This window comes from Burkholderia sp. BCC1998, assembly GCF_905339875.1.
GTDB lineage: Bacteria > Pseudomonadota > Gammaproteobacteria > Burkholderiales > Burkholderiaceae > Burkholderia.
This window is the reverse complement of the sequence record NZ_CAJPHE010000035.1, coordinates 1-22304: the sequence shown is the minus strand read 5'-3', so window position 1 is coordinate 22304 and position 22304 is coordinate 1. Positions and strand designations below refer to the sequence as shown.

Genomic DNA, 22304 nt, shown 5'->3' with positions numbered 1-22304 from the left:
AAATCGAGAAGTCGGGCTATACTGCTTGGCTTTTCGCGTATTCGCGTAAAAAAGTTGGGCCTTGCGTGCCCGGCATTTTGTAAATCAGCCCCGACCAATCGCAGTCGGGAATGGAGAAAATGATGAGCCTTGGACTCGTAGGTCGCAAGGTTGGCATGACCCGTATCTTCACGGCTGAAGGGGATTCGATTCCCGTCACCGTGCTGGACGTGTCGGACAACCGCGTGACGCAGATCAAGACTGTTGAAACCGACGGCTACACGGCCGTGCAGGTTGCATTCGGCTCCCGCCGCGCATCGCGCGTGACGAAGCCGCTGGCAGGTCATCTCGCCAAAGCCGGTGTCGAAGCCGGTGAAATCCTCAAGGAATTCCGCATTGACGCGGCCAAGGCAGCTGAGCTGTCGAATGGCGCCGTGGTCGGTGCTGATCTTTTCGAAGTAGGCCAGAAGGTCGACGTGCAAGGCGTGTCGATCGGTAAGGGCTACGCCGGTACGATCAAGCGTTACAACTTCTCCTCCGGCCGTGCTACCCACGGTAACTCGCGCTCGCACAACGTGCCGGGCTCGATCGGTATGGCGCAGGATCCGGGTCGCGTTTTCCCGGGTAAGCGCATGACGGGTCACCTCGGTGACGTTACGGTGACGGTGCAGAACCTCGAAATCGCTCGTATCGACGCAGAGCGCAAGCTGCTGCTCGTCAAGGGCGCGATTCCGGGCGCGAAGGGCGGCAAGGTTTTCGTGACGCCGGCCGTCAAGACCAAGGGGGCGAAATAATGGAACTCAAGCTCCTGAACGAAAATGGTCAGGAAGGTGCAGTGGTCAACGCGTCGGACGTCGTGTTCGGTCGTGACTACAACGAAGCGCTGATCCACCAGGTCGTCGTCGCGTACCAGGCGAATGCTCGCCAGGGTAACCGCGCACAGAAGGACCGCGAGCAAGTCAAGCACACCACCAAGAAGCCGTGGCGTCAGAAGGGTACGGGCCGCGCTCGTGCCGGTATGTCGTCGAGCCCGTTGTGGCGTGGCGGTGGTCGCATCTTCCCGAACTCGCCGGAAGAAAACTTCTCGCACAAGGTCAACAAGAAGATGCATCGCGCAGGTCTCTGCTCGATCTTCTCGCAGCTGGCCCGCGAAGGCCGTCTGTCGGTCGTCGAGGACATCATCCTCGAAGCGCCGAAGACCAAGCTGCTGGCTGACAAATTCAAGACCATGGGTCTCGACTCCGTTCTGATCATCACGGACACGGTCGACGAGAACCTGTACCTGGCTTCGCGCAACCTGCCGCACGTGGCGATTGTCGAGCCGCGCTACGCTGACCCGCTGTCGCTGATCTACTTCAAGAAAGTGCTGGTCACGAAGGCTGCGGTCGCCCAGATCGAGGAGTTGCTGTCATGAGCGAGATTCGCAAGAACGATCATCGTTTGATGCAGGTCCTGCTCGCACCGGTGATCTCGGAAAAGGCGACGCTGGTTGCCGACAAGAACGAGCAAGTCGTGTTCGAAGTCGCACCGGATGCCACGAAGCAGGAAGTGAAGGCGGCTGTCGAGCTGCTGTTCAAGGTTGAAGTTGATTCGGTCAACGTGCTGGTTCAGAAGGGCAAGCAAAAGCGCTTCGGCCGTTCGATGGGCCGCCGCAAGGACGTGAAGAAGGCGTACGTTTGCCTGAAGCCCGGCCAGGAAATCAACTTTGAAGCGGAGGCCAAGTAATCATGGCAATCGTGAAAGTTAAGCCGACATCGCCGGGTCGCCGCGCGATGGTCAAGGTGGTCAACAAGAACCTGCACCAGGGCAAGCCGTTCGCGGCACTGCTCGACTCGCAGAGCTCGACCGCCGGCCGTAACAACAACGGCCGTATCACCACGCGTCACAAGGGTGGTGGTCACAAGCAGCACTATCGTATCGTCGATTTCCGTCGCACGAAGGATGGCATTCCGGCAAAGGTCGAGCGTCTCGAGTACGACCCGAACCGTAGCGCGAACATCGCGCTGGTGCTCTACGCAGACGGCGAGCGTCGCTACATCATCGCCCCGAAGGGCCTGACCGTCGGCCAACAGCTGATGTCGGGTTCGGAAGCGCCGATCCGTGCAGGCAACACGCTGCCGATCCGCAACATTCCGGTCGGTACGACGATCCACTGCATCGAGATGCTGCCGGGCAAGGGCGCGCAAATGGCGCGTTCGGCTGGCACGTCGGCCATGCTGCTGGCACGTGAAGGCGTCTACGCGCAGGTTCGTCTGCGTTCGGGCGAAATCCGCCGCGTGCACATCGAGTGCCGTGCAACGATCGGTGAAGTCGGTAACGAAGAGCATAGCCTGCGCCAAATCGGCAAGGCTGGCGCGAACCGCTGGCGCGGTATCCGCCCGACGGTGCGTGGCGTTGCGATGAACCCGGTTGATCACCCGCACGGTGGTGGTGAGGGCAAGACGGCTGCAGGTCGCGACCCGGTGAGCCCGTGGGGTACGCCGGCTAAGGGTTACCGCACCCGCAGCAACAAGCGCACGACGACGATGATCGTCCAGCGCCGTCACAAGCGTTAAGGAGTAGGCAATGGCACGTTCTGTAAAAAAAGGTCCGTTCTGCGACGCCCATTTGCTGAAGAAAGTTGAGGCGGCTGCAGCTTCGCGCGACAAAAAGCCGATCAAGACCTGGTCGCGTCGCTCGACGATTCTGCCGGATTTCATCGGCCTGACGATCGCTGTTCACAACGGCCGTCAACACGTTCCGGTGTACATCTCGGAAAACATGGTCGGCCACAAGCTTGGCGAGTTCGCACTGACCCGTACGTTCAAGGGTCACGCGGCCGACAAGAAGGCCAAGAAATAAGGGGCAATCAAGATGGAAGTGAAAGCAATTCATCGCGGTGCCCGCATCTCGGCGCAAAAAACGCGCCTTGTGGCTGACCAGATCCGCGGTTTGCCGGTCGACAAGGCGCTGAACGTTCTGACGTTCTCGCCGAAGAAGGCGGCTGGCATCGTGAAGAAGGTTGTGCTGTCGGCAATCGCGAATGCGGAGCACAACGAAGGCGCTGATATCGACGAGCTCAAGATCAAGAGCATCTACGTCGACAAGGCGGCATCGCTCAAGCGTTTCACCGCGCGCGCCAAGGGCCGCGGTAACCGCATCGAGAAGCAATCCTGTCACATCACTGTGACGGTCGGGAATTAAGGAGCCATACGATGGGACAGAAAATTCATCCGACTGGCTTCCGCCTGGCTGTCAGCCGCAATTGGGCTTCGCGTTGGTACGCGAACAACAACAATTTCGCGGCGATGCTGCAGGAAGACATCGGTGTTCGTGAATACCTGAAGAAGAAGCTGAAGAACGCTTCGGTCGGTCGGGTGGTCATCGAGCGTCCGGCGAAGAACGCGCGCATCACGATTTACAGCTCGCGTCCGGGCGTCGTCATCGGCAAGAAGGGCGAGGATATCGAACAGCTGAAGACGGAACTGCAACGCCGCATGGGCGTGCCGGTTCACGTCAACATCGAAGAAATCCGCAAGCCGGAAACCGATGCGCAACTGATCGCTGACTCGATCACGCAACAGCTCGAGCGCCGGATCATGTTCCGTCGCGCGATGAAGCGTGCGATGCAGAACGCGATGCGTCTGGGTGCCCAAGGCATCAAGATCATGAGCGCGGGCCGTCTGAACGGTATCGAAATCGCTCGTACGGAGTGGTATCGCGAAGGTCGCGTGCCCCTTCACACGCTGCGTGCCGACATCGACTACGCGACCTCGGAAGCGAAGACGACCTACGGGATCATCGGCGTCAAGGTGTGGGTGTACAAGGGCGACACGCTCGGCCGCAATGACGCGCCGGTGGTCGAAGAAGTAGCCGAAGACAAGCGTCCGCGTCGCAATGCGCGTCCGGGCGACCGTCGTCCGCGCCGTGACGGCGAAGGCGGCGCTCCGGGTGCTCGTCGTGGCGCACCGCGCCGTGGCGCCGGCAAGCCCGAAGACGGCAAGACTGGAGAATAACGATGCTGCAACCGAAACGCAGAAAGTATCGTAAAGAGCAGAAGGGTCGTAACACCGGCAAGGCGACGCGCGGCAACGCAGTGTCGTTCGGTGAATTCGGTCTGAAGGCGATCGGTCGCGGTCGTTTGACCGCACGTCAGATTGAAGCGGCGCGTCGTGCAATGACGCGTCACATCAAGCGTGGCGGCCGCATCTGGATCCGGATCTTCCCGGACAAGCCGATTTCGCAAAAGCCGGCAGAAGTGCGTATGGGTAACGGTAAGGGTAACCCGGAGTACTACGTCGCCGAGATCCAGCCGGGCAAGATGCTCTATGAAATGGACGGCGTAACCGAAGAACTGGCACGCGAAGCGTTCCGTCTGGCTGCAGCCAAGCTGCCGCTGAAGACGGCATTCATCGTGCGCCAGCTCGGCGCCTAAGGAGAAAACATGAAGGCTTCCGAACTTCTCCAGAAAGACCAGGCCGCGCTCAACAAGGAGCTGGCGGACCTGCTGAAGGCGCAATTCGGCCTGCGCATGCAACTCGCGACCCAGCAGCTCACGAACACGAGCCAGCTGAAGAAGGTTCGTCGCGACATCGCACGTGTGCGGACCGTCATGACTCAGAAGGCGAACCAGAAATGAACGATAGCGTGAAAACCTCGCTGAAGCGGACGCTGGTCGGTCGGGTCGTCAGCAACAAGATGGACAAGACCGTCACCGTGCTGATCGAGCACCGCGTCAAGCACCCGATCTACGGCAAGTATGTCGTGCGCTCGAAGAAGTACCACGCGCATGATGAAGCGAACACCTGCAACGAAGGCGATCTCGTCGAAATCCAGGAAACTCGTCCTGTTTCGAAGACGAAGGCCTGGACGGTGTCGCGCCTCGTCGAAGCAGCTCGCGTCATCTAAGCGGGCAGAGCAGTAGGCAGTAACAAGCACTTCGCCACGAAGTGCTTGAAATCGCAAAGTTTTTGCTTGCGTGACCAGGGTTATTTGTTATAATCCTGGTCTTCCCTCTTTATGGGAGCCCCGTCGCGGGCGAAGTTGGTGGGGGAAGCGGACTGGCGCCAGCCTGTCCGAAAGATTCACCGAATTGCGATGGCGGGTTTCGTTTGCCGTCGCTGCTGTTCCAACCCAAGCAGCCGATTGGCTGACGGGACCAAGACTGACCGAATGCATCATGGTGGTGCAATCGGATTAAGTTGGGAAAGACAAACCATGATCCAGACCGAATCTCGGCTCGAAGTAGCCGACAACACGGGTGCACGTGAAGTCATGTGCATCAAGGTGCTCGGCGGCTCGAAGCGTCGTTATGCCGGCATTGGCGACATCATCAAGGTGACCGTCAAAGAAGCAACGCCGCGCGGGCGCGTGAAGAAAGGCGAAATCTACAACGCCGTGGTGGTCCGCACCGCCAAGGGTGTTCGCCGTCAAGACGGCTCGCTGATCAAGTTCGACGGCAACGCCGCTGTGCTTTTGAATAACAAGCTTGAGCCGATCGGCACCCGTATCTTCGGGCCGGTGACGCGTGAGCTGCGTAGCGAACGATTCATGAAGATCGTTTCGCTGGCGCCGGAAGTGCTGTAAGGAGTCGCGATGAACAAGATTCGCAAAGGTGACGAAGTCATCGTCGTCACTGGCAAAGACAAGGGCAAGCGCGGCGTCGTGCTGGCTGTCGGTGCAGAACATGTGACGGTTGAAGGTATCAACCTCGTCAAGAAGCATGTGAAGCCGAACCCGATGAAGGGTACGACGGGCGGCGTGGAAGCGAAGACGATGCCCCTGCATATTTCGAACGTCGCACTGGTCGACGCGAATGGCAAGGCGTCGCGTGTTGGCATCAAGGTCGAGGAAGGCAAGAAGGTTCGCTTCCTGAAGACGACCGGTGCCGTACTGAGCGCCTGACGCAGCGGAGTAAAAAATGGCTCGTTTTCAAGAGTTTTACAAAGAAAAGGTTGTGCCCGGCCTGATCGAGAAGTTCGGTTACAAGTCGGTCATGGAAGTGCCGCGCATCACCAAGATCACGCTGAACATGGGTCTTGGCGAAGCGATCGCTGACAAGAAGATCATCGAGAACGCCGTCGGCGACCTCACGAAGATCGCTGGTCAGAAGCCGGTCGTCACGAAGGCGCGCAAGGCAATCGCAGGCTTCAAGATCCGCCAGGGTTACCCGATCGGCGCGATGGTGACGCTGCGTGGCCAAGCGATGTACGAATTCCTCGACCGTTTCGTGACCGTTGCCCTGCCCCGCGTGCGTGACTTCCGCGGTGTGTCGGGTCGTGCCTTCGATGGCCGCGGCAACTACAACATCGGTGTGAAAGAGCAGATCATTTTCCCCGAAATCGACTACGACAAGATCGACGCACTGCGTGGGCTGAACATCAGCATCACGACGACTGCGAAGACCGACGACGAAGCAAAGGCTCTGCTCGCCAGCTTCAAGTTCCCGTTCAGAAACTGAGGTTACCGTGGCTAAACTGGCACTGATCGAACGTGAAAAGAAGCGCGCCCGCCTGGTCGCGAAGTTCGCAGCAAAGCGCGAAGCGCTGAAGGCGATCGTCGAAGACCAAAGCAAGTCGGAAGAAGAGCGCTACGAAGCACGCCTGGAGCTGCAGCAACTGCCCCGCAACGCAAACCCGACCCGCCAGCGTAACCGCTGCGCGATCACGGGCCGTCCGCGTGGCACGTTCCGTAAATTCGGCCTCGCGCGTAACAAGATTCGTGAAATCGCATTCCGTGGCGAGATTCCTGGCCTGACCAAGGCGAGCTGGTAATAGGAGAAACGTAAATGAGCATGAGTGATCCTATCGCCGATATGCTGACTCGCATCCGCAACGCGCAGATGGTCGAGAAGGTATCGGTTGCGATGCCCTCGTCGAAGGTCAAGGTTGCAATCGCGCAAGTCCTGAAGGACGAAGGTTATATCGACGATTTCGCCGTCAAGGCGGAAGGTGCGAAGTCCGAACTGAATATCGCGCTGAAGTACTACGCAGGTCGCCCGGTCATCGAACGCCTCGAGCGCGTGTCGAAGCCTGGTCTGCGCGTGTACCGCGGCCGTAACGACATTCCGCAGGTCATGAACGGCCTGGGCGTGGCAATCGTGTCGACGCCGAAGGGCGTGATGACCGACCGCAAGGCGCGCGCTACCGGCGTCGGCGGCGAAGTCATCTGCTACGTTGCTTAAAGCCGAGGAGAGAGAAACATGTCTCGAGTAGGTAAGAGCCCGATCGCGCTGCAAGGCGCGGAAGTCAAGCTGGCCGACGGTGCGATCACCGTCAAGGGCCCGCTGGGCACCATCACGCAAGCGATCAATCCGCTCGTGAACGTGGCGAACAACGACGGCACGCTGAATCTGTCGCCGGTCGACGAAAGCCGCGAAGCAAACGCACTGTCGGGCACGATGCGCGCGATCATCGCGAATGCCGTGCACGGCGTGACCAAGGGTTTCGAGCGCAAGCTGACGCTGGTTGGCGTCGGTTATCGTGCGCAAGCGCAAGGCGACAAGCTGAACCTGTCGCTGGGTTTCTCGCACCCGGTGGTGCACCAGATGCCGGAAGGCGTCAAGGCTGAAACCCCGACGCAAACCGAAATCGTGATCAAGGGGATCAACAAGCAACAAGTCGGTCAAGTGGCTGCGGAAGTCCGCGGTTACCGTCCGCCGGAGCCGTACAAGGGCAAGGGCGTGCGCTATTCCGACGAGGTTGTGATCCTCAAAGAAACGAAGAAGAAGTAAGGGTGCGCAATCATGGATAAGACTCAATCTCGCCTGCGCCGCGCTCGCCAGACGCGTATCAAGATCGCTGAGCTGCAGGTCGCGCGTCTCGCCGTGCATCGCACGAACACGCACATCTACGCTCAAGTGTTCTCGCCCTGCGGCACCAAGGTGCTCGCCAGCGCGTCGACGCTCGAAGCAGAAGTGCGCGCTGAACTGGCCGACAAGTCGGGCAAGGGCGGCAACGTTAATGCCGCGACGCTGATCGGCAAGCGTATTGCCGAGAAGGCAAAGGCTGCCGGCATCGAATCCGTCGCCTTCGACCGCTCGGGCTTCCGCTACCACGGCCGCGTCAAGGCGCTGGCTGAGGCAGCTCGCGAAGCTGGGCTCAAGTTCTAAGGAAGGAATTCGTCATGGCAAAGATGCAAGCGAAAGTTCAGGCTGACGAGCGCGACGACGGCCTTCGCGAAAAGATGATTTCGGTCAATCGCGTGACCAAGGTCGTGAAGGGTGGCCGTATTCTCGGCTTCGCCGCACTGACCGTGGTTGGCGACGGTGATGGCCGCATCGGTATGGGCAAGGGCAAGGCGAAGGAAGTGCCGGTCGCTGTCCAGAAGGCAATGGAACAAGCTCGCCGCAACATGTTCAAGGTGCCGCTCAAGAACGGCACGCTGCAGCACGAAGTGCACGGCAAGCATGGCGCATCCGCTGTCCTCCTCGCTCCGGCGAAGGCAGGTACGGGCGTGATCGCCGGCGGCCCGATGCGCGCAGTGTTCGACGTGATGGGCGTTCAGAACGTCGTGGCGAAGAGCCACGGTTCGACGAACCCGTACAACCTCGTTCGCGCCACGCTGGACGGTCTGCGCAAGCAGTCGACCCCGGCAGACATCGCGGCGAAGCGCGGCAAGTCCGTCGAAGATATTTTGGGCTAAGCCCGGGTGGTCACCATGTCTGAAAAAACTGTCAAGGTTCAGCTCGTCAAGAGCCTGATCGGGACCCGCGAATCGCACCGTGCGACCGTGCGTGGCCTGGGCCTGCGCCGACTCAACTCGGTTAGCGAGCTGCAGGATACGCCGGCGGTCCGCGGCATGATCAACAAGGTCTCGTACCTCGTTAAGGTCATCGCGTAAGCGGCCCTACGGATCAAGGAGTTGATATGGAATTGAATAACCTGAAGCCGGCCGCTGGTGCAAAGCACGCCAAGCGTCGTGTCGGCCGCGGCATCGGTTCGGGCCTCGGCAAGACGGCTGGCCGTGGTCACAAGGGTCAGAAATCGCGTTCGGGCGGCTTCCACAAAGTCGGTTTCGAAGGCGGTCAGATGCCTCTGCAACGTCGTCTGCCGAAGCGCGGCTTCACGTCGCTGACGAAGGAATTCGTCGGTGAAGTGCGCCTGGGCGACCTCGAGAAGCTGCCGGTCGATGAAATCGATCTGCTCGCACTGAAGCAAGCCGGCCTGGTCGGCGAGCTGACGAAGAGCGCAAAGATCATCGCGACGGGCGAACTGAAGCGCAAGATCGTCGTGAAGGGTCTCGGTGCCACCAAGGGTGCGCGCGCTGCGATCGAAGCGGCTGGCGGTTCGTTCGCCGAGTGACACGCGTAGCGCGTCGTTACTTGCATTCATCGGAGAAGGTACTTGGCTAACAGCCCGAGTCTTGCAAAACCCGGTCGAAGCACGGCGAAATTCGGCGATCTGCGTCGGCGAGCGATGTTCCTGCTCCTGGCGCTGATCGTCTATCGCATCGGCGCGCACATCCCCGTGCCGGGCATCGATCCGGATCAACTGGCGAAGCTGTTCCAGAGCCAGGCGGGCGGCATCCTGGGCATGTTCAACATGTTCTCGGGTGGCGCGCTTTCCCGCTTCACGATCTTTGCGCTGGGGATCATGCCGTACATCTCGGCGTCGATCATCATGCAGTTGCTGGCGATCGTCTCGCCGCAACTCGAGGCGCTGAAGAAGGAAGGGCAGGCAGGGCAACGGAAGATCACGCAGTACACGCGGTATTTCACCGTGGTGCTCGCGACCTTCCAGGCGTTCGGTATCGCGGCTGCGCTGGAAAACCAGCCGGGCCTCGTGATCGACCCCGGCATGCTGTTCCGGCTGACGACGGTCGTGACGCTGGTTACCGGCACGATGTTCCTGATGTGGCTGGGTGAGCAGATCACCGAGCGTGGTCTGGGCAACGGCATCTCGATCATCATCTTCGGCGGGATCGCAGCAGGGTTCCCGAATGCCGTCGGTGGGCTGTTCGAGCTGGTGCGTACGGGTTCGATGAGCATCATTTCGGCGATCATCATCGTCGTTCTGATCGCCGCGGTGACTTACCTGGTCGTGTTCATCGAACGCGGTCAGCGCAAGATCCTCGTGAACTACGCGAAGCGCCAGGTCGGCAACAAGATCTACGGTGGCCAGTCGTCGCACTTGCCGCTGAAGCTGAACATGTCGGGCGTGATCCCGCCGATCTTCGCATCGTCGATCATCCTGTTCCCGGCCACGATTCTCGGCTGGTTCAGCACGGGTCAGCCGTCGGGAAGCTGGATCTCCAACACGTTGCATAACGTCGCGGAGGCGCTGAAGCCGGGCCAGCCGGTCTATGTGCTGCTGTACACGCTGGCGATCGTGTTTTTCTGCTTCTTCTACACCGCACTGGTGTTCAACAGCAGGGAAACCGCGGACAACCTGAAGAAGAGCGGCGCGTTTGTTCCGGGCATTCGTCCGGGCGACCAGACCGCACGATATATCGACCGCATCCTCACGCGTCTGACGCTGGCCGGTGCGATCTACATCGTCTTCGTGTGTCTGCTGCCGGAATTCCTGGTGCTGCGCTGGAACGTGCCGTTTTATTTTGGTGGAACGTCGCTGCTGATCATTGTCGTCGTCACGATGGACTTCATGGCGCAGGTGCAGTCGTACGTTATGTCGCAACAGTATGAGTCGCTGCTCAAGAAGGCAAACTTCAAGGGCGGCAACATCCCAATGCGTTAATCAAGGACTATGGCCAAAGACGATGTAATCCAGATGCAAGGTGAGGTGATCGAAAACCTCCCGAATGCGACCTTCCGCGTGAAGCTGGAAAACGGCCATGTCGTGTTGGGGCATATCTCCGGGAAGATGCGGATGCACTACATCCGCATCCTGCCGGGCGACAAGGTGACGGTTGAATTGACGCCTTACGATCTGTCTCGTGCGCGGATCGTGTTCCGGGCGAAGTGATTTGAAAAAAGGGTATTATCATGAAAGTGATGGCATCGGTTAAGCGCATTTGCCGCAATTGCAAGATCATCAAGCGCAAAGGCGTCGTTCGCGTGATCTGCAGCTCGGATCCGCGCCACAAGCAGCGCCAAGGCTGACCGCGCGTTTGTTTGCGCTTTTTGTTTGAGGAAAAACAATGGCTCGTATCGCAGGGGTTAACATCCCGAATCACCAGCATACCGAGATCGGCCTGACGGCAATCTTCGGTATCGGCCGCACGCGCTCGCGCAGCATCTGCACGGCAGCTGGCGTGGAATTCTCGAAGAAGGTCAAGGACCTGACCGACGCAGACCTCGAAAAGCTGCGTGAAGAAGTGGGCAAGTTCATCGTCGAAGGCGATCTGCGCCGTGAAGTGACGATGAACATCAAGCGCCTGATGGACCTCGGTTGCTACCGTGGCGTTCGTCATCGCAAGGGCCTGCCGATGCGCGGTCAGCGTACGCGTACGAACGCACGTACCCGCAAGGGTCCGCGTCGTGCAGCGCAAGCGCTGAAGAAGTAAGCGGAACTGACAGTTACAGGAAAACGTAATGGCTAAGGCTTCGAACACCGCGGCGCAACGCGTTCGCAAGAAGGTTAAGAAGAACGTCGCTGAAGGCGTGGTTCACGTTCACGCGTCGTTCAACAACACGATCATCACGATCACCGATCGCCAGGGCAATGCACTGGCATGGGCGACGTCGGGCGGCCAGGGCTTCAAGGGCTCGCGCAAGTCGACGCCGTTCGCTGCTCAGGTTGCTGCTGAGTCGGCCGGTCGCGTGGCGATGGAATATGGCGTGAAGAATCTGGAAGTGCGGATCAAGGGCCCGGGCCCGGGTCGTGAGTCGGCAGTGCGTGCACTGCATGGCCTCGGCATCAAGATCACCGCGATTTCGGACGTCACCCCGATTCCGCACAACGGCTGCCGTCCGCCGAAGCGCCGTCGTATCTAAGAATGCTGCTGGCACGTTCGTGCTGGCGCATTTGCCTGTCGCCGCGTAGCGTCGACGGGCGTTGCTTTTTTGATTGACTAAGCCCACCGTTCGCCCCAAAGGGCGCGAACTAGCGCGGATTCCGGTCCGCGTGACTGATTGATAAAGGAATGCAAAGTGGCACGTTATATCGGCCCTAAGGCCAAGCTGTCCCGCCGTGAAGGCACCGACCTGTTCCTGAAGAGCGCGCGCCGCTCGCTCGCCGACAAGTGCAAGCTCGACAGCAAGCCGGGTCAGCACGGCCGTACCTCGGGCGCACGTACGTCCGACTATGGTACGCAGCTGCGCGAAAAGCAGAAGGTCAAGCGTATTTACGGCGTCCTGGAGCGTCAGTTCCGCCGCTACTTCGCTGAAGCCGACCGCCGCAAGGGCAACACGGGTGAAAACCTGCTGCAACTGCTCGAGTCGCGTCTCGACAACGTCGTGTATCGCATGGGCTTCGGCTCGACCCGCGCTGAAGCGCGTCAGCTGGTGAGCCACAAGTCGATCACGGTGAACGGCGTCGTCGCGAACGTGCCGTCGCAGCAAGTGAAGGCGGGTGACGTCGTCGCGATCCGCGAAAAGGCGAAGAAGCAGGCGCGTATCGTCGAAGCGCTGTCGCTGGCCGAGCAAGGCGGCATGCCGAGCTGGGTTGCAGTCGATGCGAAGAAGTTCGAAGGCACGTTCAAGCAAATGCCGGAACGCGCTGAAATCGCAGGCGACATCAACGAAAGCCTGATCGTCGAATTGTATTCGCGTTAATCCGATTGACGGCCGAGGTACCCCGATTGCGTTATGCAAGGAGGGGCCTCGGCTGTTTATTTTCTGGTTGTTACCGGTCAGCCTTATCGGTGTAACGAGCCGAGGGTATTGAAAAGGAAAGCCCATGCAAACCAGTTTGCTGAAACCCAAGATCATCGCCGTGGAATCGCTGGGCGAGAACCACGCGAGGGTGGTCATGGAACCGTTCGAACGCGGTTACGGCCACACCTTGGGCAATGCGCTTCGCCGCGTGCTGCTGTCGTCGATGGTTGGCTACGCGCCGACCGAAGTCACGATCGCTGGCGTGGTGCACGAGTATTCGACGCTTGACGGCGTGCAAGAGGACGTCGTCAACCTGCTGCTGAACCTGAAGGGTGTGGTGTTCAAGCTGCACAACCGTGACGAAGTGACGGTGACCCTGCGCAAGGAAGGCGAAGGCGTCGTCACGGCCGGCGATATCGAGCTGGCGCACGATTGCGAAGTCATCAACCCGAATCACGTGATCGCACACCTGTCGAAGGGCGGCAAGCTCGACGTTCAGATCAAGATCGAAAAGGGTCGCGGCTATGTGCCCGGCAACGTCCGTCGCTACGGCGAAGACACGGCCAAGATCATCGGCCGCATCGTCCTCGACGCATCGTTCTCGCCGGTTCGCCGCGTGAGCTACGCCGTTGAAAGCGCACGTGTCGAGCAGCGTACCGACCTCGACAAGCTCGTGATGAACATCGAGACGAGCGGCGTGATCACCCCGGAAGAGGCGATCCGTCAATCGGCCCGCATCCTGGTCGACCAGCTGTCCGTTTTCGCGGCGCTGGAAGGCACGGAAACGGCTGCCGAAGCACCGTCGCGCGCACCGCAGATCGATCCGATCCTGCTGCGTCCGGTGGACGATCTCGAGCTGACGGTTCGTTCGGCGAACTGCCTGAAGGCCGAGAACATCTACTACATCGGCGACCTGATCCAGCGCACGGAAAACGAGCTGCTGAAGACGCCGAACCTCGGTCGCAAGTCGCTCAACGAGATCAAGGAAGTGCTCGCTTCGCGCGGTCTCACGCTGGGCATGAAGCTCGAAAACTGGCCGCCGGCCGGTCTCGACAAGTAAGCCCGGTTGTAGCCCGGCTGTAGCAGTAGTTGGCAAAGATGCGGATTTTCCTTTAAAATCCGCATCTTGCTTTTTTCTCTACCGGCCCGTGCACCCCAGAGGTGCGATAGAAGAGCTGGATCAAAACTTTGAATCAAGGAAACTGAAATGCGCCATCGTCATGGTCTGCGGAAACTGAACCGCACGAGCAGCCACCGTCTGGCTATGCTCCGTAACATGTCCAACTCGCTGATCGAGCACGAAGTCATCAAGACGACGCTGCCGAAGGCGAAGGAACTCCGTAAAGTCGTCGAGCCGCTGATCACGCTCGGCAAGAAGCCGTCGCTGGCAAACCGTCGCCTGGCGTTCAACCGCCTGCGCGATCGTGACTCGGTGGCGAAGCTGTTCGACGTGCTCGGTCCGCGTTTCGCGAACCGTCCGGGCGGCTACCTGCGCGTGCTGAAGTTCGGCTTCCGCGTCGGTGACAACGCACCGATGGCACTGGTCGAGCTGCTCGATCGTCCGGAAGTCGACGAAACGGAAAACGTGCAAGAAGCCGAGTAAGCTTCCGGTACGCAGCAGGATCCGAAAGGGCCGAGCAATTGCTTGGCCCTTTTTGTTTTTGGCGGCGCCTCGGCTGCGATCGATTGTCGCAGGCCGGTGCCGGCAGCGTCGCGCGGGCTGCGCTACGATATGCAGTTATCGGCGCGCGCCCTCGATGGGCGATTCGTGGCGGCGGAAGCCGGTAAAGGCCAGTCAGGAGGGCGCGTATGGTGGTGGTATTGATGCTGACGACGGTGCCGGATGCGGCGACGGCCGCGGCGCTCGCTGACGGCGCGCTCGACGCGCGGCTTGCCGCGTGCGTGTCGGAGCTCGGTGCGATCAAGTCGCGTTATCACTGGCAGGGCAAGGTCGAGACGGCCGACGAGATCCAGTTGCTGTTCAAGACGAGCCCCGTCCGCTCGCTCGAACTGGAGCGATTTATTCTCGCGCATCATCCGTACGAGACGCCGGAAATCGTCTCGTGGCAGGCGACGGCCACGGCCGCGTACGGCCAGTGGGTGACCAGCGAAACTCAACGTCTATTTCATGTTTAACGGTATGGCGCTTTCCGTGCGCGTGCGCGCGCTGCGGTTTCTCGCAGTCCTGATGTCGTTCATGTTCGTGCTGGGCGGCCTGTCGGTCGCGCGCGCGGCCGACGATTTTCTCGATCCGTCGGTCGCATTCAAGTTCAGCGCGAGCGAATCGCCGGGGCAGGTGAACGTCCGTTTCAAGGTTGCCAGCGGCTATTACCTGTACCGCGAGCGGTTCGCGTTCGCGGTGAAGGGCGGCCAGGCGACGCTCGGCGATCCGCAATTCCCGGCCGGCCACGTGAAGTTCGACCAGACGTTCCAGAAGGAAGTCGAGACCTATCGCGACGAGGTCGTGATTCATGTTCCGGTCAAGCAGGCGGCGGGGCCGTTCGAGCTCGCGGTGACGTCGCAAGGATGCGCCGACGAAGGAATCTGCTATCCGCCTGCGGAGCAGGTCGTGAAGGTCGACGGCGCAGCGCTGGGCGCGGCCGCGCCGGTCGATCGCACGGCGGCTTCGGGCAGCTGGTTCGACAAGGTCACGAGCGCGGATTTCGCGCAGTCGCTGCTCGAGGGGCACGGTTTCTTCACCATCGTCGCGCTGTATTTCGTCGCCGGCGTCGTGCTGAGTCTCCTGCCCTGCTCGTATCCGATGATTCCGATCGTGTCCGCGATCATCATCGGCCAGGGCACGCGCGCGACGCACACACGCGGTTTCGCGCTGTCGCTGACGTACGTGGTCGGCATGGCGCTCGTCTATACGGTGCTGGGCATCGCGGCGGCGCTGGTCGGCCAGAGCCTGGGCGCATGGCTGCAGAACCCGTGGGTGCTCGGTGCATTCGGCGTGCTGCTCACCGCATTCGCCGTATCGCTGATTTCCGGCAAGGACATCGCGCTGCCCGAGCGCTGGCAGAACGGCGCGGCGGAAGCCTCGAGCGCGCGCCCGGGCGGCCACTTCGTCGCGGTCGCCGCGATGGGGGCGTTGTCGGCGCTGGTCGTCGGCGCATGCATGACGGCGCCGCTGTTTGCGGTGCTCGCGTTCATCGCGCACACCGGCAATGCGCTGCTCGGCGGCGCTGCGCTGTTCGCCATGGGGTTGGGGCTCGGCGTGCCGCTGCTCGTCGTCGGCATCGGTGCCGGTACGGTGCTGCCGCGCGCGGGCGCATGGATGGACGGCGTGAAGGTGTTCTTCGGCATCGTGCTGCTTGCCGCCGCGCTGTGGATCGTGTGGCCGGTGCTCGCGGGCGCGCTGAAGATGGTGCTCGCCGCATTGTGGCTGCTCGTCGCGGCTGCGGCGCTTGGCCTGTTTACGCCGCATGCCGGCGCCGCATCGATCTGGCGCCGTCTCGGTCGCGGCCTCGGTGCTGCGCTTGCGATCTGGGCTGCAACGCTGCTCGTCGGTCTTGCGGCGGGCTCCAACGACCCCGTGAAGCCGCTGGCCGTGCTCGCGGCGCGCACGGTTGCGTCGGGTGATGCGTCGGCAGCCGGTGCGGCGACCGGAGGGCAGGGGCCCGCGTTCGCGTCGGTGCGCTCCAGTCGCGAGCTCGACGCGCTGCTGAAGACGTCGGGCCAGCCCGTGATGCTCGATTTCTACGCCGACTGGTGCGTGAGCTGCAAGGAGATGGAGCATCTGACGTTCACCGATTCGCGCGTGCAGGCGCGGCTCGCGCAGCTTCACCTGGTGCGTGCCGACGTCACCGCGAACAATCCGGACGACCAGGCGCTGCTCAAGCGCTTCAACCTGTTCGGGCCGCCGGGCATCATCTTCTTCGATCGCAACGGCAACGAAATCGGCCGTGTGGTCGGTTATCAGGCGGCCGAGACGTTCCTGCGCAGCCTCGATCGCGCGGCGGTACCGACGGTGTAACGCGCGCTGGTCGGCGCACGGGCGGCCAGCTGCGCCGGCCGGACGATGCAAAAAAACGGCGGGACACCGAAGTGTCCCGCCGTTTTTCCTTGTGCCGGCCGGCGCGCGGCTCAGCGCTGCGCTTTCAGCAGACGCGCGGCATCGAGCGCGAAGTACGTGAGCACGCCGTCGGCGCCTGCGCGCTTGAATGCGAGCAGCGATTCGAGCACGACTTTGTCGTGATCGAGCCAGCCGTTCATCGCGGCGGCCTTCAGCATCGCGTATTCACCGCTCACCTGGTACACGTAGGTCGGGAAGCGGAACTCGTCCTTCACGCGGCGCACGATGTCGAGATACGGCATGCCGGGCTTGACCATCACCATGTCGGCGCCTTCGTCGATGTCGAGGCGCACTTCGCGCAGCGCTTCGTCGCTGTTCGCCGGATCCATCTGGTAGGTCATCTTGTTGCCCTTGCCCAGATTGGACGCCGAGCCGACCGCATCGCGGAACGGGCCGTAGAACGCCGACGCGAACTTGGCCGAATAGGCCATGATGCGCGTATGGATGTGACCGTCGCTTTCCAGCATTTCACGGACCGCGCCGATGCGGCCGTCCATCATGTCCGACGGCGCGACGATGTCGACGCCGGCTTCGGCCTGCGCACGCGCCTGGTCGACCAGGATCTCGATCGTGTCGTCGTTGATCACGTAGCCGTTCTCGTCGAGCACGCCGTCCTGGCCGTGGCTCGTGTACGGGTCGAGCGCGACGTCGGTCAGCACGCCGAGTTCGGGGAAGCGCTTCTTCAGCTCGCGCACCGCGCGCGGGATCAGGCCTTCCGGATTGGCCGCTTCGCGGCCGTCAGGCGTCTTCAGCGACGGCTCGATGGCCGGGAACAGCGACAGCACGGGCACGCCGAGTTCGACGCACTGCTCGGCGACATGCATCAGCAGATCGACCGACACGCGCTCGACGCCGGGCATCGACGGGACGCTCTGGCGTTCGTTGGTGCCGTCGACGACGAACACCGGATAGATCAGGTCGTCGGTGGTCAGGCGGTTTTCGCGCATCAGGCGCCGGGAGAAGTCGTCGCGGCGCATCCGGCGCGGACGGTGAAGCGGATGGAAGCTCATGGCGATTGGGCAGAAATCAGGGTAGCAAGAACCTTACGGAACCCTTAGGTCATTTTCGAGAGCGTTGGTATATGATAGCGATCGAGCGGCACGCGTCGCGTGCAGCTCCCCGCTTCTCCTCCCTGAGCGGGTGCCTGTCGTTATTCGATTAGGCTGTTTGACCCGCCGTTCAACGGCGGGTTTTTTTATGAGCCGGCCGAATCCGCAGGTGCCGTCAGGTGCGCACGGCCGGTCCCGGCCGCGCGTTGCCCGCTCATTGTGCTACAGGCTCGCTTTTTTCGTCGGCGACGGACGGCCGCACCCAGCTCTCGATCAGTTCATGGGCCTCGTCGAGCCCCGTGCGCTTCAGCGCCGAGAACAGCTGGACCGTCAGCTTGCCCTTCACGCCCTGGTCACGGTACGCGTCGAGTCCCTTCTGCGTGTTGCGCAGCGCGTTGATGCTTTCCTGCCGCGTCAATTTGTCGCACTTCGTCAGCAGCGTGTGGATCGGCTTGCCGGTCGGCGCGAACCACTCGATCATCCGGCGATCGAGGTCGGTCAACGGGCGGCGCGAATCCATCATCAGGATCAGGCCGCACAGCTGCGAACGCGTCGCGAGGTAGGACGACAGCAGCATTTCCCAGTGGGCCTTCGCGGCCCCCGGCACTTCCGCGTAGCCGTAGCCGGGCAGGTCGACGAGGTTCGCGACGGGCTCGGCGGCCGGGCCGACGGAGAAGTAGTTGATGTGCTGGGTGCGGCCGGGCGTCTTCGACGCGAAGGCGAGCCGCTTCTGGTTGCACAGCACGTTGATCGCCGTCGATTTGCCGGCATTCGAGCGGCCCGCGAACGCGATTTCCGGTTGTACCGTCGGCGGCAGGTCGCGCAGATGGTTGACGGTCGTGTAGAAGCGGGCTTGGTGGAGCAAAAAGGCCATGGGGAAACCGGTGGGACGGGGCGGCGCGAGCCGCTTGGTGGAGGCGGGGTAGCCCCGATAGGCGCGGGAGCTTTCAGCGCGATATTGTACAATACGGCGGTTTTGCCGAAGGGCTGCGGGCGCCTGCCTCGCGCTTTTATGCAGCTTCTGCGGTAGACTGGTCGACGTCGTTTTTTGCAGAACCTCAAATTCCCACAAGACGAAACAGGGTGTGCGAATGAATCGACTGTGCAAGTCTCTGATGGTGCTTCAGGTTGCAGCAGGGTTCGTAGGTTTCGTAGCGGAGGCAAATGCGGCGGATGCGGCAAAGCCGGATCTGGACCGCGGCAAGGCGATTGCCGGGCAAGTTTGCGCGTCGTGTCACGGCGCGGACGGCAACAGCGCGTCGGGCAGTTTCCCGAAGCTGGCCGGCCAGCATCCCGACTATCTGGTCAAGCAGTTGAACGACTTCAAGGCCCAGCCGGGCGCGAAGGGGCCGGCGCGGACCAATCCGGTGATGGTCGGGTTCGCGAGCGCGTTGAGCGCGGACGACATGCGCAACGTCGCTGCGTATTACGGATCGCAGACGACGAAGCTCGGCACCGCACGCGACGCGGCGACCGTGCCGATCGGCCAGAAGATCTATCGCGGCGGCATCGCGGAAAAGGGTGTACCCGCCTGCGCGAGCTGCCACGGGCCGACGGGGCAGGGTATTCCGGTCCAGTATCCGCGTCTGTCGGGGCAATGGGCCGATTACACGGTTGCCCAGTTGACCGCGTTCCAGCAGGGTGTCGGCGCGCGCAACAACAACGAGGCGATGCATCAGATCGCAGCGCGTCTGTCGGACAACGAGATCAAGGCCGTCGCGGATTACATCGCGGGCCTGCGTTGACAGGACGGTCGCGAATGGAATGACCGGGCGCCCGAAGGGCGGCCGGCGTCAGAACAAGAAAAAGGGTGGGGCGCCGCGTGATTGCGGTTGCCTCGCCCTTTTTTGTCGGCATTCGCCGGGTCGTCCCCAGCGTGCTGACCGCCCCCTCGGGGGCAGCGAACATAGTGAGCGTAGGGGCTGTTTCCCCTTAGTCGGAGTTTGAATGAGCGTTACCACGTCGGGGTTGCAGTCGAAGTCGGGTCAAAGTGCGTCCAGGCGCGCGATCGAGCTGCTGAGCTCGATGCGCTTCGCGATCGCGCTGCTGGTAGTGCTGTCGATCGCGAGCATCGTCGGCACGGTCCTGACGCAGGACGACCCGTATCCGAACTACGTGAACCAGTTCGGGCCGTTCTGGGCGGACATCTTCCGCTCGCTGGGCCTGTACAACGTGTACAGCGCCTGGTGGTTCATGCTGATCCTGATCTTCCTCGTCATGTCGATCTCGCTGTGCGTGATCCGCAATGCGCCGAAGATGCTTGCCGATGCGAAGAGCTGGAAGGACAAGGTCCGCGAAGGCAGCCTGCGCGCGTTCCACCACAAGGCCGAATACTCGGCGTCCGGCACGCGCGCGACCGTCGCGGCCACGCTCGCCACGTTCGTCACCAAGGCCGGCTACAAGCACGTCGTGCGTGAAACCGACGGCGCGACGCTGATTTCCGCGAAGCGCGGCGCGCTGACGAAGTGGGGCTACATCTCCGCGCACCTTGCGATCGTCGTGATCTGTATCGGCGGCCTGCTGGACAGCAACCTGCCGATCAAATTCCAGATGTGGATGTTCGGCAAGAGCCCGGTCAACACGAGCGCGACGATCAGCGAAATCTCGCCCGACCACCGGCTGTCCGTGTCGAACCCGACGTTCCGCGGCTACGCGTGGGTGCCGGAAGGCCAGTTCGTGTCGACCGCGATCCTGAACCAGCCGAGCGGCTCGCTGATCCAGGACCTGCCGTTCTCGATCCAGCTCAACAAGTTCATCGTCGACTACTACACGACCGGGATGCCGAAGCTGTTCGCGAGCGACATCGTCGTGATCGATCGCGAGACGGGCCAGAAGATCCCCGCGCGCGTCGAGGTCAACAAGCCGTTCACGTACAAGGGCGTGTCGATCTACCAGTCGAGCTTCCAGGACGGCGGCTCGCAGATGGAGATGACGGCCTACCCGATGACGGGCGGCAACGCGAAGACCTTCGCGGTGAAGGGCACGATCGGCAGCACGGCGCCGCTGCAGATGCCGGGCAGCGACGGCGACACGATCGAGTTCTCCGACTTCCGCGCGATCAACGTCGAGAACATGGCCGACGCGAACGGCAAGCCGGACGTGCGCGGCGTCGCGAAGACGGCGTCGCTGAAGGAAGCGTTCGACGAGCGGCTCGGTTCGGGCGCGAAGACGTCGAAGCCGGTGCAGCTCCACAACATCGGCCCGTCGGTGCAGTACAAGATTCGCGGCAAGGACGGCCAGGCGCGCGAATTCAACAACTACATGCTGCCGGTCGACATGGGCGGCACGCGCGTGTTCCTCGCCGGCGTGCGCGCGAGCCCGAACGATCCGTTCCGCTACATGCGGATTCCGGCCGACAGCCAGGATTCGATCGGCGAATGGATGCGCCTGCGCGCCGCGCTCGAGGATCCGGCCGTGCGTGCCGACGCCGCCGCGCGCTTCGCGCAGCGTTCGCTGCCGACGACCGAAGCGTCGCTGCGTGGCCGCCTGCAGGACAGCGCGTTCAAGGTGCTGACCCTTTTTGCGGCGAGCGACGACAGCATCGGCCGCGGCGCCGACGGCCAGCCGGTCGGCGGCTTCCAGGCGGTGGCGACCTTCATCGATCGTTCGGTGCCGAAGGCCGAGCAGGAGAAGGCGGCGAGCCTGCTGCTGCGTATGCTCGAGGGTTCGATGTGGGAGGTCTGGCAGATCGCGCGCGAGCGCGCCGGCGAGCCGGCCGCCCAGCAGGGCGCCGACACGATCCGCTTCGTGCAGAACGCGATCAATGCGCTATCGGACAGCTTCTTGTATGGATCGCCGGTCTATTTGCAGCTTGACTCCTTCAAGCAGGTGCAAGCTTCGGTATTTCAGTTGACGCGCGCACCCGGCAAGAATCTGGTGTATCTTGGCAGCCTGCTGCTGGTCGCCGGCATCTTCTCGATGTTCTACGTGCGCGAGCGGCGCCTGTGGTTCTGGCTCAAGGATGCCGGTTCGGGCGTCGATGTGGTGATGGCGATGTCCACGGCCCGCAAGACCTTCGATTTCGAGAAAGAATTCGTGCAGACGCGCGACGCGGCCGGCGCCGCCTTGCGCGCCGCACCGCGCGATGCCGCGCCCGCCGGTGCGGCAGCGACTGCCCGTCCGCCTGCCGGCGGCGATTCCGAGAATTCCACCCGGTAACATCATGGATCTCACGCAAGTTTCCTCTTCCCGTTCGGGGCCGGTCCAGGCCCCGAATCCGGCGCCGTTGTTCGACGACCGTCCGTTCCTCGCGCGCCTGTCGGTCATCGACTGGCTGTTCGCCCTGGCACTCGTGGTCGGCGCGGGCTATGCGTTCGTGCATTACAACGAACACATGAATTACTACGACAAGGCGGTGATGATCGGCACCGTGCCGGCGCTCGTCGTGCTCGGCTGGCGCTGGAAGCCCGCGCGGCTGATGATGGCGTCGATCGCGGTGCTGTCGCTGCTGTCGATCCAGATCTACCAGGGCGATCTCGCGCGCGCCGATGCGGCGTTCTTCCTCAAA

General features: G+C 62.0%; 34 protein-coding genes and 1 pseudogene. 33 read left to right on the top strand and 2 right to left on the bottom strand.

Annotated features, from left to right (window positions below; translation table 11 throughout):
• Window positions 1–122: 122 nt before the first annotated feature.
• The 30 genes from rplC to dsbD all read left to right on the top strand — a co-directional run bounded on the left by rplC (window position 123) and on the right by dsbD (window position 16649).
• Entirely contained in the window at window positions 123–773 is a 651-nt protein-coding gene (gene rplC, locus U5A56_RS34945; protein ID WP_006752926.1) for a 50S ribosomal protein L3, read from the top strand.
• Window positions 773–1393 carry a 50S ribosomal protein L4 gene (gene rplD, locus U5A56_RS34940; RefSeq protein WP_006477192.1) on the top strand — a complete coding sequence of 207 codons (621 nt, stop codon included), beginning with the start codon at window positions 773–775 and terminating at the stop codon, window positions 1391–1393. The genes rplC and rplD overlap by 1 nt, the downstream gene beginning before the upstream one ends.
• Window positions 1390–1704, top strand: coding sequence for a 50S ribosomal protein L23 (gene rplW / locus U5A56_RS34935; protein WP_004199275.1), 315 nt, complete (start codon window positions 1390–1392; stop codon window positions 1702–1704). The genes rplD and rplW overlap by 4 nt, the downstream gene beginning before the upstream one ends.
• Before the next feature lie 2 nt (window positions 1705–1706).
• Window positions 1707–2534, top strand: a complete 828-nt coding sequence (rplB, locus tag U5A56_RS34930) for a 50S ribosomal protein L2 (RefSeq protein WP_006482900.1) — start codon at window positions 1707–1709, stop codon at window positions 2532–2534.
• 10 nt (window positions 2535–2544) lie between these two features.
• The gene (gene rpsS / locus U5A56_RS34925; RefSeq protein ID WP_004199273.1) at window positions 2545–2820 is read left to right on the top strand and encodes a 30S ribosomal protein S19; all 276 of its coding nucleotides are present in this window, start codon (window positions 2545–2547) and stop codon (window positions 2818–2820) included.
• 12 nt (window positions 2821–2832) lie between these two features.
• The gene (gene rplV / locus U5A56_RS34920) at window positions 2833–3162 is read left to right on the top strand and encodes a 50S ribosomal protein L22 (protein WP_004199272.1); all 330 of its coding nucleotides are present in this window, start codon (window positions 2833–2835) and stop codon (window positions 3160–3162) included.
• 11 nt (window positions 3163–3173) lie between these two features.
• Window positions 3174–3974 carry a 30S ribosomal protein S3 gene (gene rpsC / locus U5A56_RS34915; protein WP_006482899.1) on the top strand — a complete coding sequence of 267 codons (801 nt, stop codon included), beginning with the start codon at window positions 3174–3176 and terminating at the stop codon, window positions 3972–3974.
• A gap of 2 nt (window positions 3975–3976) precedes the next feature.
• On the top strand, window positions 3977–4393 hold the full coding sequence (gene rplP / locus U5A56_RS34910) for a 50S ribosomal protein L16 (RefSeq protein WP_006482873.1): 417 nt from the start codon (window positions 3977–3979) through the stop codon (window positions 4391–4393).
• Window positions 4394–4402: 9 nt separating this feature from the next.
• Complete coding sequence (gene rpmC, locus U5A56_RS34905) at window positions 4403–4597, top strand: 50S ribosomal protein L29 (RefSeq protein ID WP_006400652.1); 195 nt, start codon at window positions 4403–4405, stop codon at window positions 4595–4597.
• Window positions 4594–4866 (top strand): 30S ribosomal protein S17, encoded by a 273-nt coding sequence (gene rpsQ / locus U5A56_RS34900; RefSeq protein ID WP_006752928.1) that lies wholly within the window; start codon window positions 4594–4596, stop codon window positions 4864–4866. The genes rpmC and rpsQ overlap by 4 nt, the downstream gene beginning before the upstream one ends.
• Window positions 4867–5175: 309 nt before the next feature.
• The gene (gene rplN / locus U5A56_RS34895) at window positions 5176–5544 is read left to right on the top strand and encodes a 50S ribosomal protein L14 (RefSeq protein WP_006752929.1); all 369 of its coding nucleotides are present in this window, start codon (window positions 5176–5178) and stop codon (window positions 5542–5544) included.
• A 9-nt stretch (window positions 5545–5553) separates the two neighbouring features.
• Window positions 5554–5862, top strand: coding sequence for a 50S ribosomal protein L24 (gene rplX / locus U5A56_RS34890; protein WP_006477187.1), 309 nt, complete (start codon window positions 5554–5556; stop codon window positions 5860–5862).
• Between the two features lie 16 nt (window positions 5863–5878).
• Entirely contained in the window at window positions 5879–6418 is a 540-nt protein-coding gene (gene rplE, locus U5A56_RS34885; RefSeq protein WP_006477186.1) for a 50S ribosomal protein L5, read from the top strand.
• Between the two features lie 7 nt (window positions 6419–6425).
• Window positions 6426–6731: a 30S ribosomal protein S14 gene (rpsN, locus tag U5A56_RS34880; RefSeq protein WP_006482884.1), complete on the top strand. Its 306-nt coding sequence runs from the start codon at window positions 6426–6428 to the stop codon at window positions 6729–6731.
• Window positions 6732–6745: 14 nt separating this feature from the next.
• Window positions 6746–7141 carry a 30S ribosomal protein S8 gene (rpsH, locus tag U5A56_RS34875; RefSeq protein ID WP_006477185.1) on the top strand — a complete coding sequence of 132 codons (396 nt, stop codon included), beginning with the start codon at window positions 6746–6748 and terminating at the stop codon, window positions 7139–7141.
• Between the two features lie 18 nt (window positions 7142–7159).
• The gene (gene rplF / locus U5A56_RS34870) at window positions 7160–7690 is read left to right on the top strand and encodes a 50S ribosomal protein L6 (RefSeq protein ID WP_006758786.1); all 531 of its coding nucleotides are present in this window, start codon (window positions 7160–7162) and stop codon (window positions 7688–7690) included.
• Window positions 7691–7702: 12 nt separating this feature from the next.
• Window positions 7703–8068 carry a 50S ribosomal protein L18 gene (gene rplR / locus U5A56_RS34865; protein ID WP_006477183.1) on the top strand — a complete coding sequence of 122 codons (366 nt, stop codon included), beginning with the start codon at window positions 7703–7705 and terminating at the stop codon, window positions 8066–8068.
• A gap of 14 nt (window positions 8069–8082) precedes the next feature.
• Complete coding sequence (gene rpsE / locus U5A56_RS34860; RefSeq protein WP_006752931.1) at window positions 8083–8601, top strand: 30S ribosomal protein S5; 519 nt, start codon at window positions 8083–8085, stop codon at window positions 8599–8601.
• A 15-nt stretch (window positions 8602–8616) separates the two neighbouring features.
• Window positions 8617–8799 carry a 50S ribosomal protein L30 gene (gene rpmD, locus U5A56_RS34855; RefSeq protein WP_006400644.1) on the top strand — a complete coding sequence of 61 codons (183 nt, stop codon included), beginning with the start codon at window positions 8617–8619 and terminating at the stop codon, window positions 8797–8799.
• Between the two features lie 26 nt (window positions 8800–8825).
• Window positions 8826–9260, top strand: coding sequence for a 50S ribosomal protein L15 (gene rplO / locus U5A56_RS34850; protein ID WP_006482880.1), 435 nt, complete (start codon window positions 8826–8828; stop codon window positions 9258–9260).
• A 42-nt stretch (window positions 9261–9302) separates the two neighbouring features.
• Window positions 9303–10652: a preprotein translocase subunit SecY gene (gene secY / locus U5A56_RS34845; RefSeq protein WP_006400642.1), complete on the top strand. Its 1350-nt coding sequence runs from the start codon at window positions 9303–9305 to the stop codon at window positions 10650–10652.
• Window positions 10653–10661: 9 nt separating this feature from the next.
• Window positions 10662–10880 (top strand): translation initiation factor IF-1, encoded by a 219-nt coding sequence (infA, locus tag U5A56_RS34840; RefSeq protein WP_004521905.1) that lies wholly within the window; start codon window positions 10662–10664, stop codon window positions 10878–10880.
• A 20-nt stretch (window positions 10881–10900) separates the two neighbouring features.
• Window positions 10901–11017 (top strand): 50S ribosomal protein L36, encoded by a 117-nt coding sequence (gene rpmJ / locus U5A56_RS34835; RefSeq protein ID WP_004199844.1) that lies wholly within the window; start codon window positions 10901–10903, stop codon window positions 11015–11017.
• Window positions 11018–11055: 38 nt separating this feature from the next.
• Window positions 11056–11421, top strand: coding sequence for a 30S ribosomal protein S13 (gene rpsM, locus U5A56_RS34830; protein WP_039323572.1), 366 nt, complete (start codon window positions 11056–11058; stop codon window positions 11419–11421).
• Window positions 11422–11449: 28 nt separating this feature from the next.
• Window positions 11450–11851 (top strand): 30S ribosomal protein S11, encoded by a 402-nt coding sequence (rpsK, locus tag U5A56_RS34825; RefSeq protein WP_004197937.1) that lies wholly within the window; start codon window positions 11450–11452, stop codon window positions 11849–11851.
• A gap of 156 nt (window positions 11852–12007) precedes the next feature.
• Window positions 12008–12631 carry a 30S ribosomal protein S4 gene (rpsD, locus tag U5A56_RS34820; RefSeq protein ID WP_006477177.1) on the top strand — a complete coding sequence of 208 codons (624 nt, stop codon included), beginning with the start codon at window positions 12008–12010 and terminating at the stop codon, window positions 12629–12631.
• 124 nt (window positions 12632–12755) lie between these two features.
• The gene (locus U5A56_RS34815; RefSeq protein WP_006477176.1) at window positions 12756–13733 is read left to right on the top strand and encodes a DNA-directed RNA polymerase subunit alpha; all 978 of its coding nucleotides are present in this window, start codon (window positions 12756–12758) and stop codon (window positions 13731–13733) included.
• 147 nt (window positions 13734–13880) lie between these two features.
• Window positions 13881–14276, top strand: coding sequence for a 50S ribosomal protein L17 (rplQ, locus tag U5A56_RS34810; protein ID WP_006477175.1), 396 nt, complete (start codon window positions 13881–13883; stop codon window positions 14274–14276).
• A 206-nt stretch (window positions 14277–14482) separates the two neighbouring features.
• Window positions 14483–14809, top strand: coding sequence for a divalent-cation tolerance protein CutA (gene cutA / locus U5A56_RS34805; RefSeq protein ID WP_044848926.1), 327 nt, complete (start codon window positions 14483–14485; stop codon window positions 14807–14809).
• Window positions 14802–16649, top strand: a complete 1848-nt coding sequence (gene dsbD, locus U5A56_RS34800) for a protein-disulfide reductase DsbD (RefSeq protein WP_321927075.1) — start codon at window positions 14802–14804, stop codon at window positions 16647–16649. Before cutA ends, dsbD begins: the two co-directional genes overlap by 8 nt.
• 110 nt (window positions 16650–16759) lie before the next feature.
• Here the strand turns inward: dsbD and hemB are convergent, their stop codons facing one another.
• Window positions 16760–17758 (bottom strand): porphobilinogen synthase, encoded by a 999-nt coding sequence (hemB, locus tag U5A56_RS34795; protein WP_121860787.1) that lies wholly within the window; start codon window positions 17756–17758, stop codon window positions 16760–16762.
• Window positions 17759–18011: 253 nt separating this feature from the next.
• Window positions 18012–18671 carry a ribosome biogenesis GTP-binding protein YihA/YsxC gene (gene yihA, locus U5A56_RS34790; protein ID WP_044848923.1) on the bottom strand — a complete coding sequence of 220 codons (660 nt, stop codon included), beginning with the start codon at window positions 18669–18671 and terminating at the stop codon, window positions 18012–18014.
• Between the two features lie 217 nt (window positions 18672–18888).
• On the opposite strand from yihA, the gene U5A56_RS34785 reads away from it, so the two are divergent.
• From U5A56_RS34785 to U5A56_RS34775, 3 genes and pseudogenes are all read left to right on the top strand, one after another.
• Window positions 18889–19542, top strand: a complete 654-nt coding sequence (locus tag U5A56_RS34785; RefSeq protein WP_044848922.1) for a c-type cytochrome — start codon at window positions 18889–18891, stop codon at window positions 19540–19542.
• Window positions 19543–19744: 202 nt separating this feature from the next.
• On the top strand, window positions 19745–21955 hold the full coding sequence (locus U5A56_RS34780) for a cytochrome c biogenesis protein ResB (protein WP_321927073.1): 2211 nt from the start codon (window positions 19745–19747) through the stop codon (window positions 21953–21955).
• Window positions 21956–21959: 4 nt separating this feature from the next.
• Window positions 21960–22304, top strand: a pseudogene (locus U5A56_RS34775) (c-type cytochrome biogenesis protein CcsB); the annotation flags it as partial.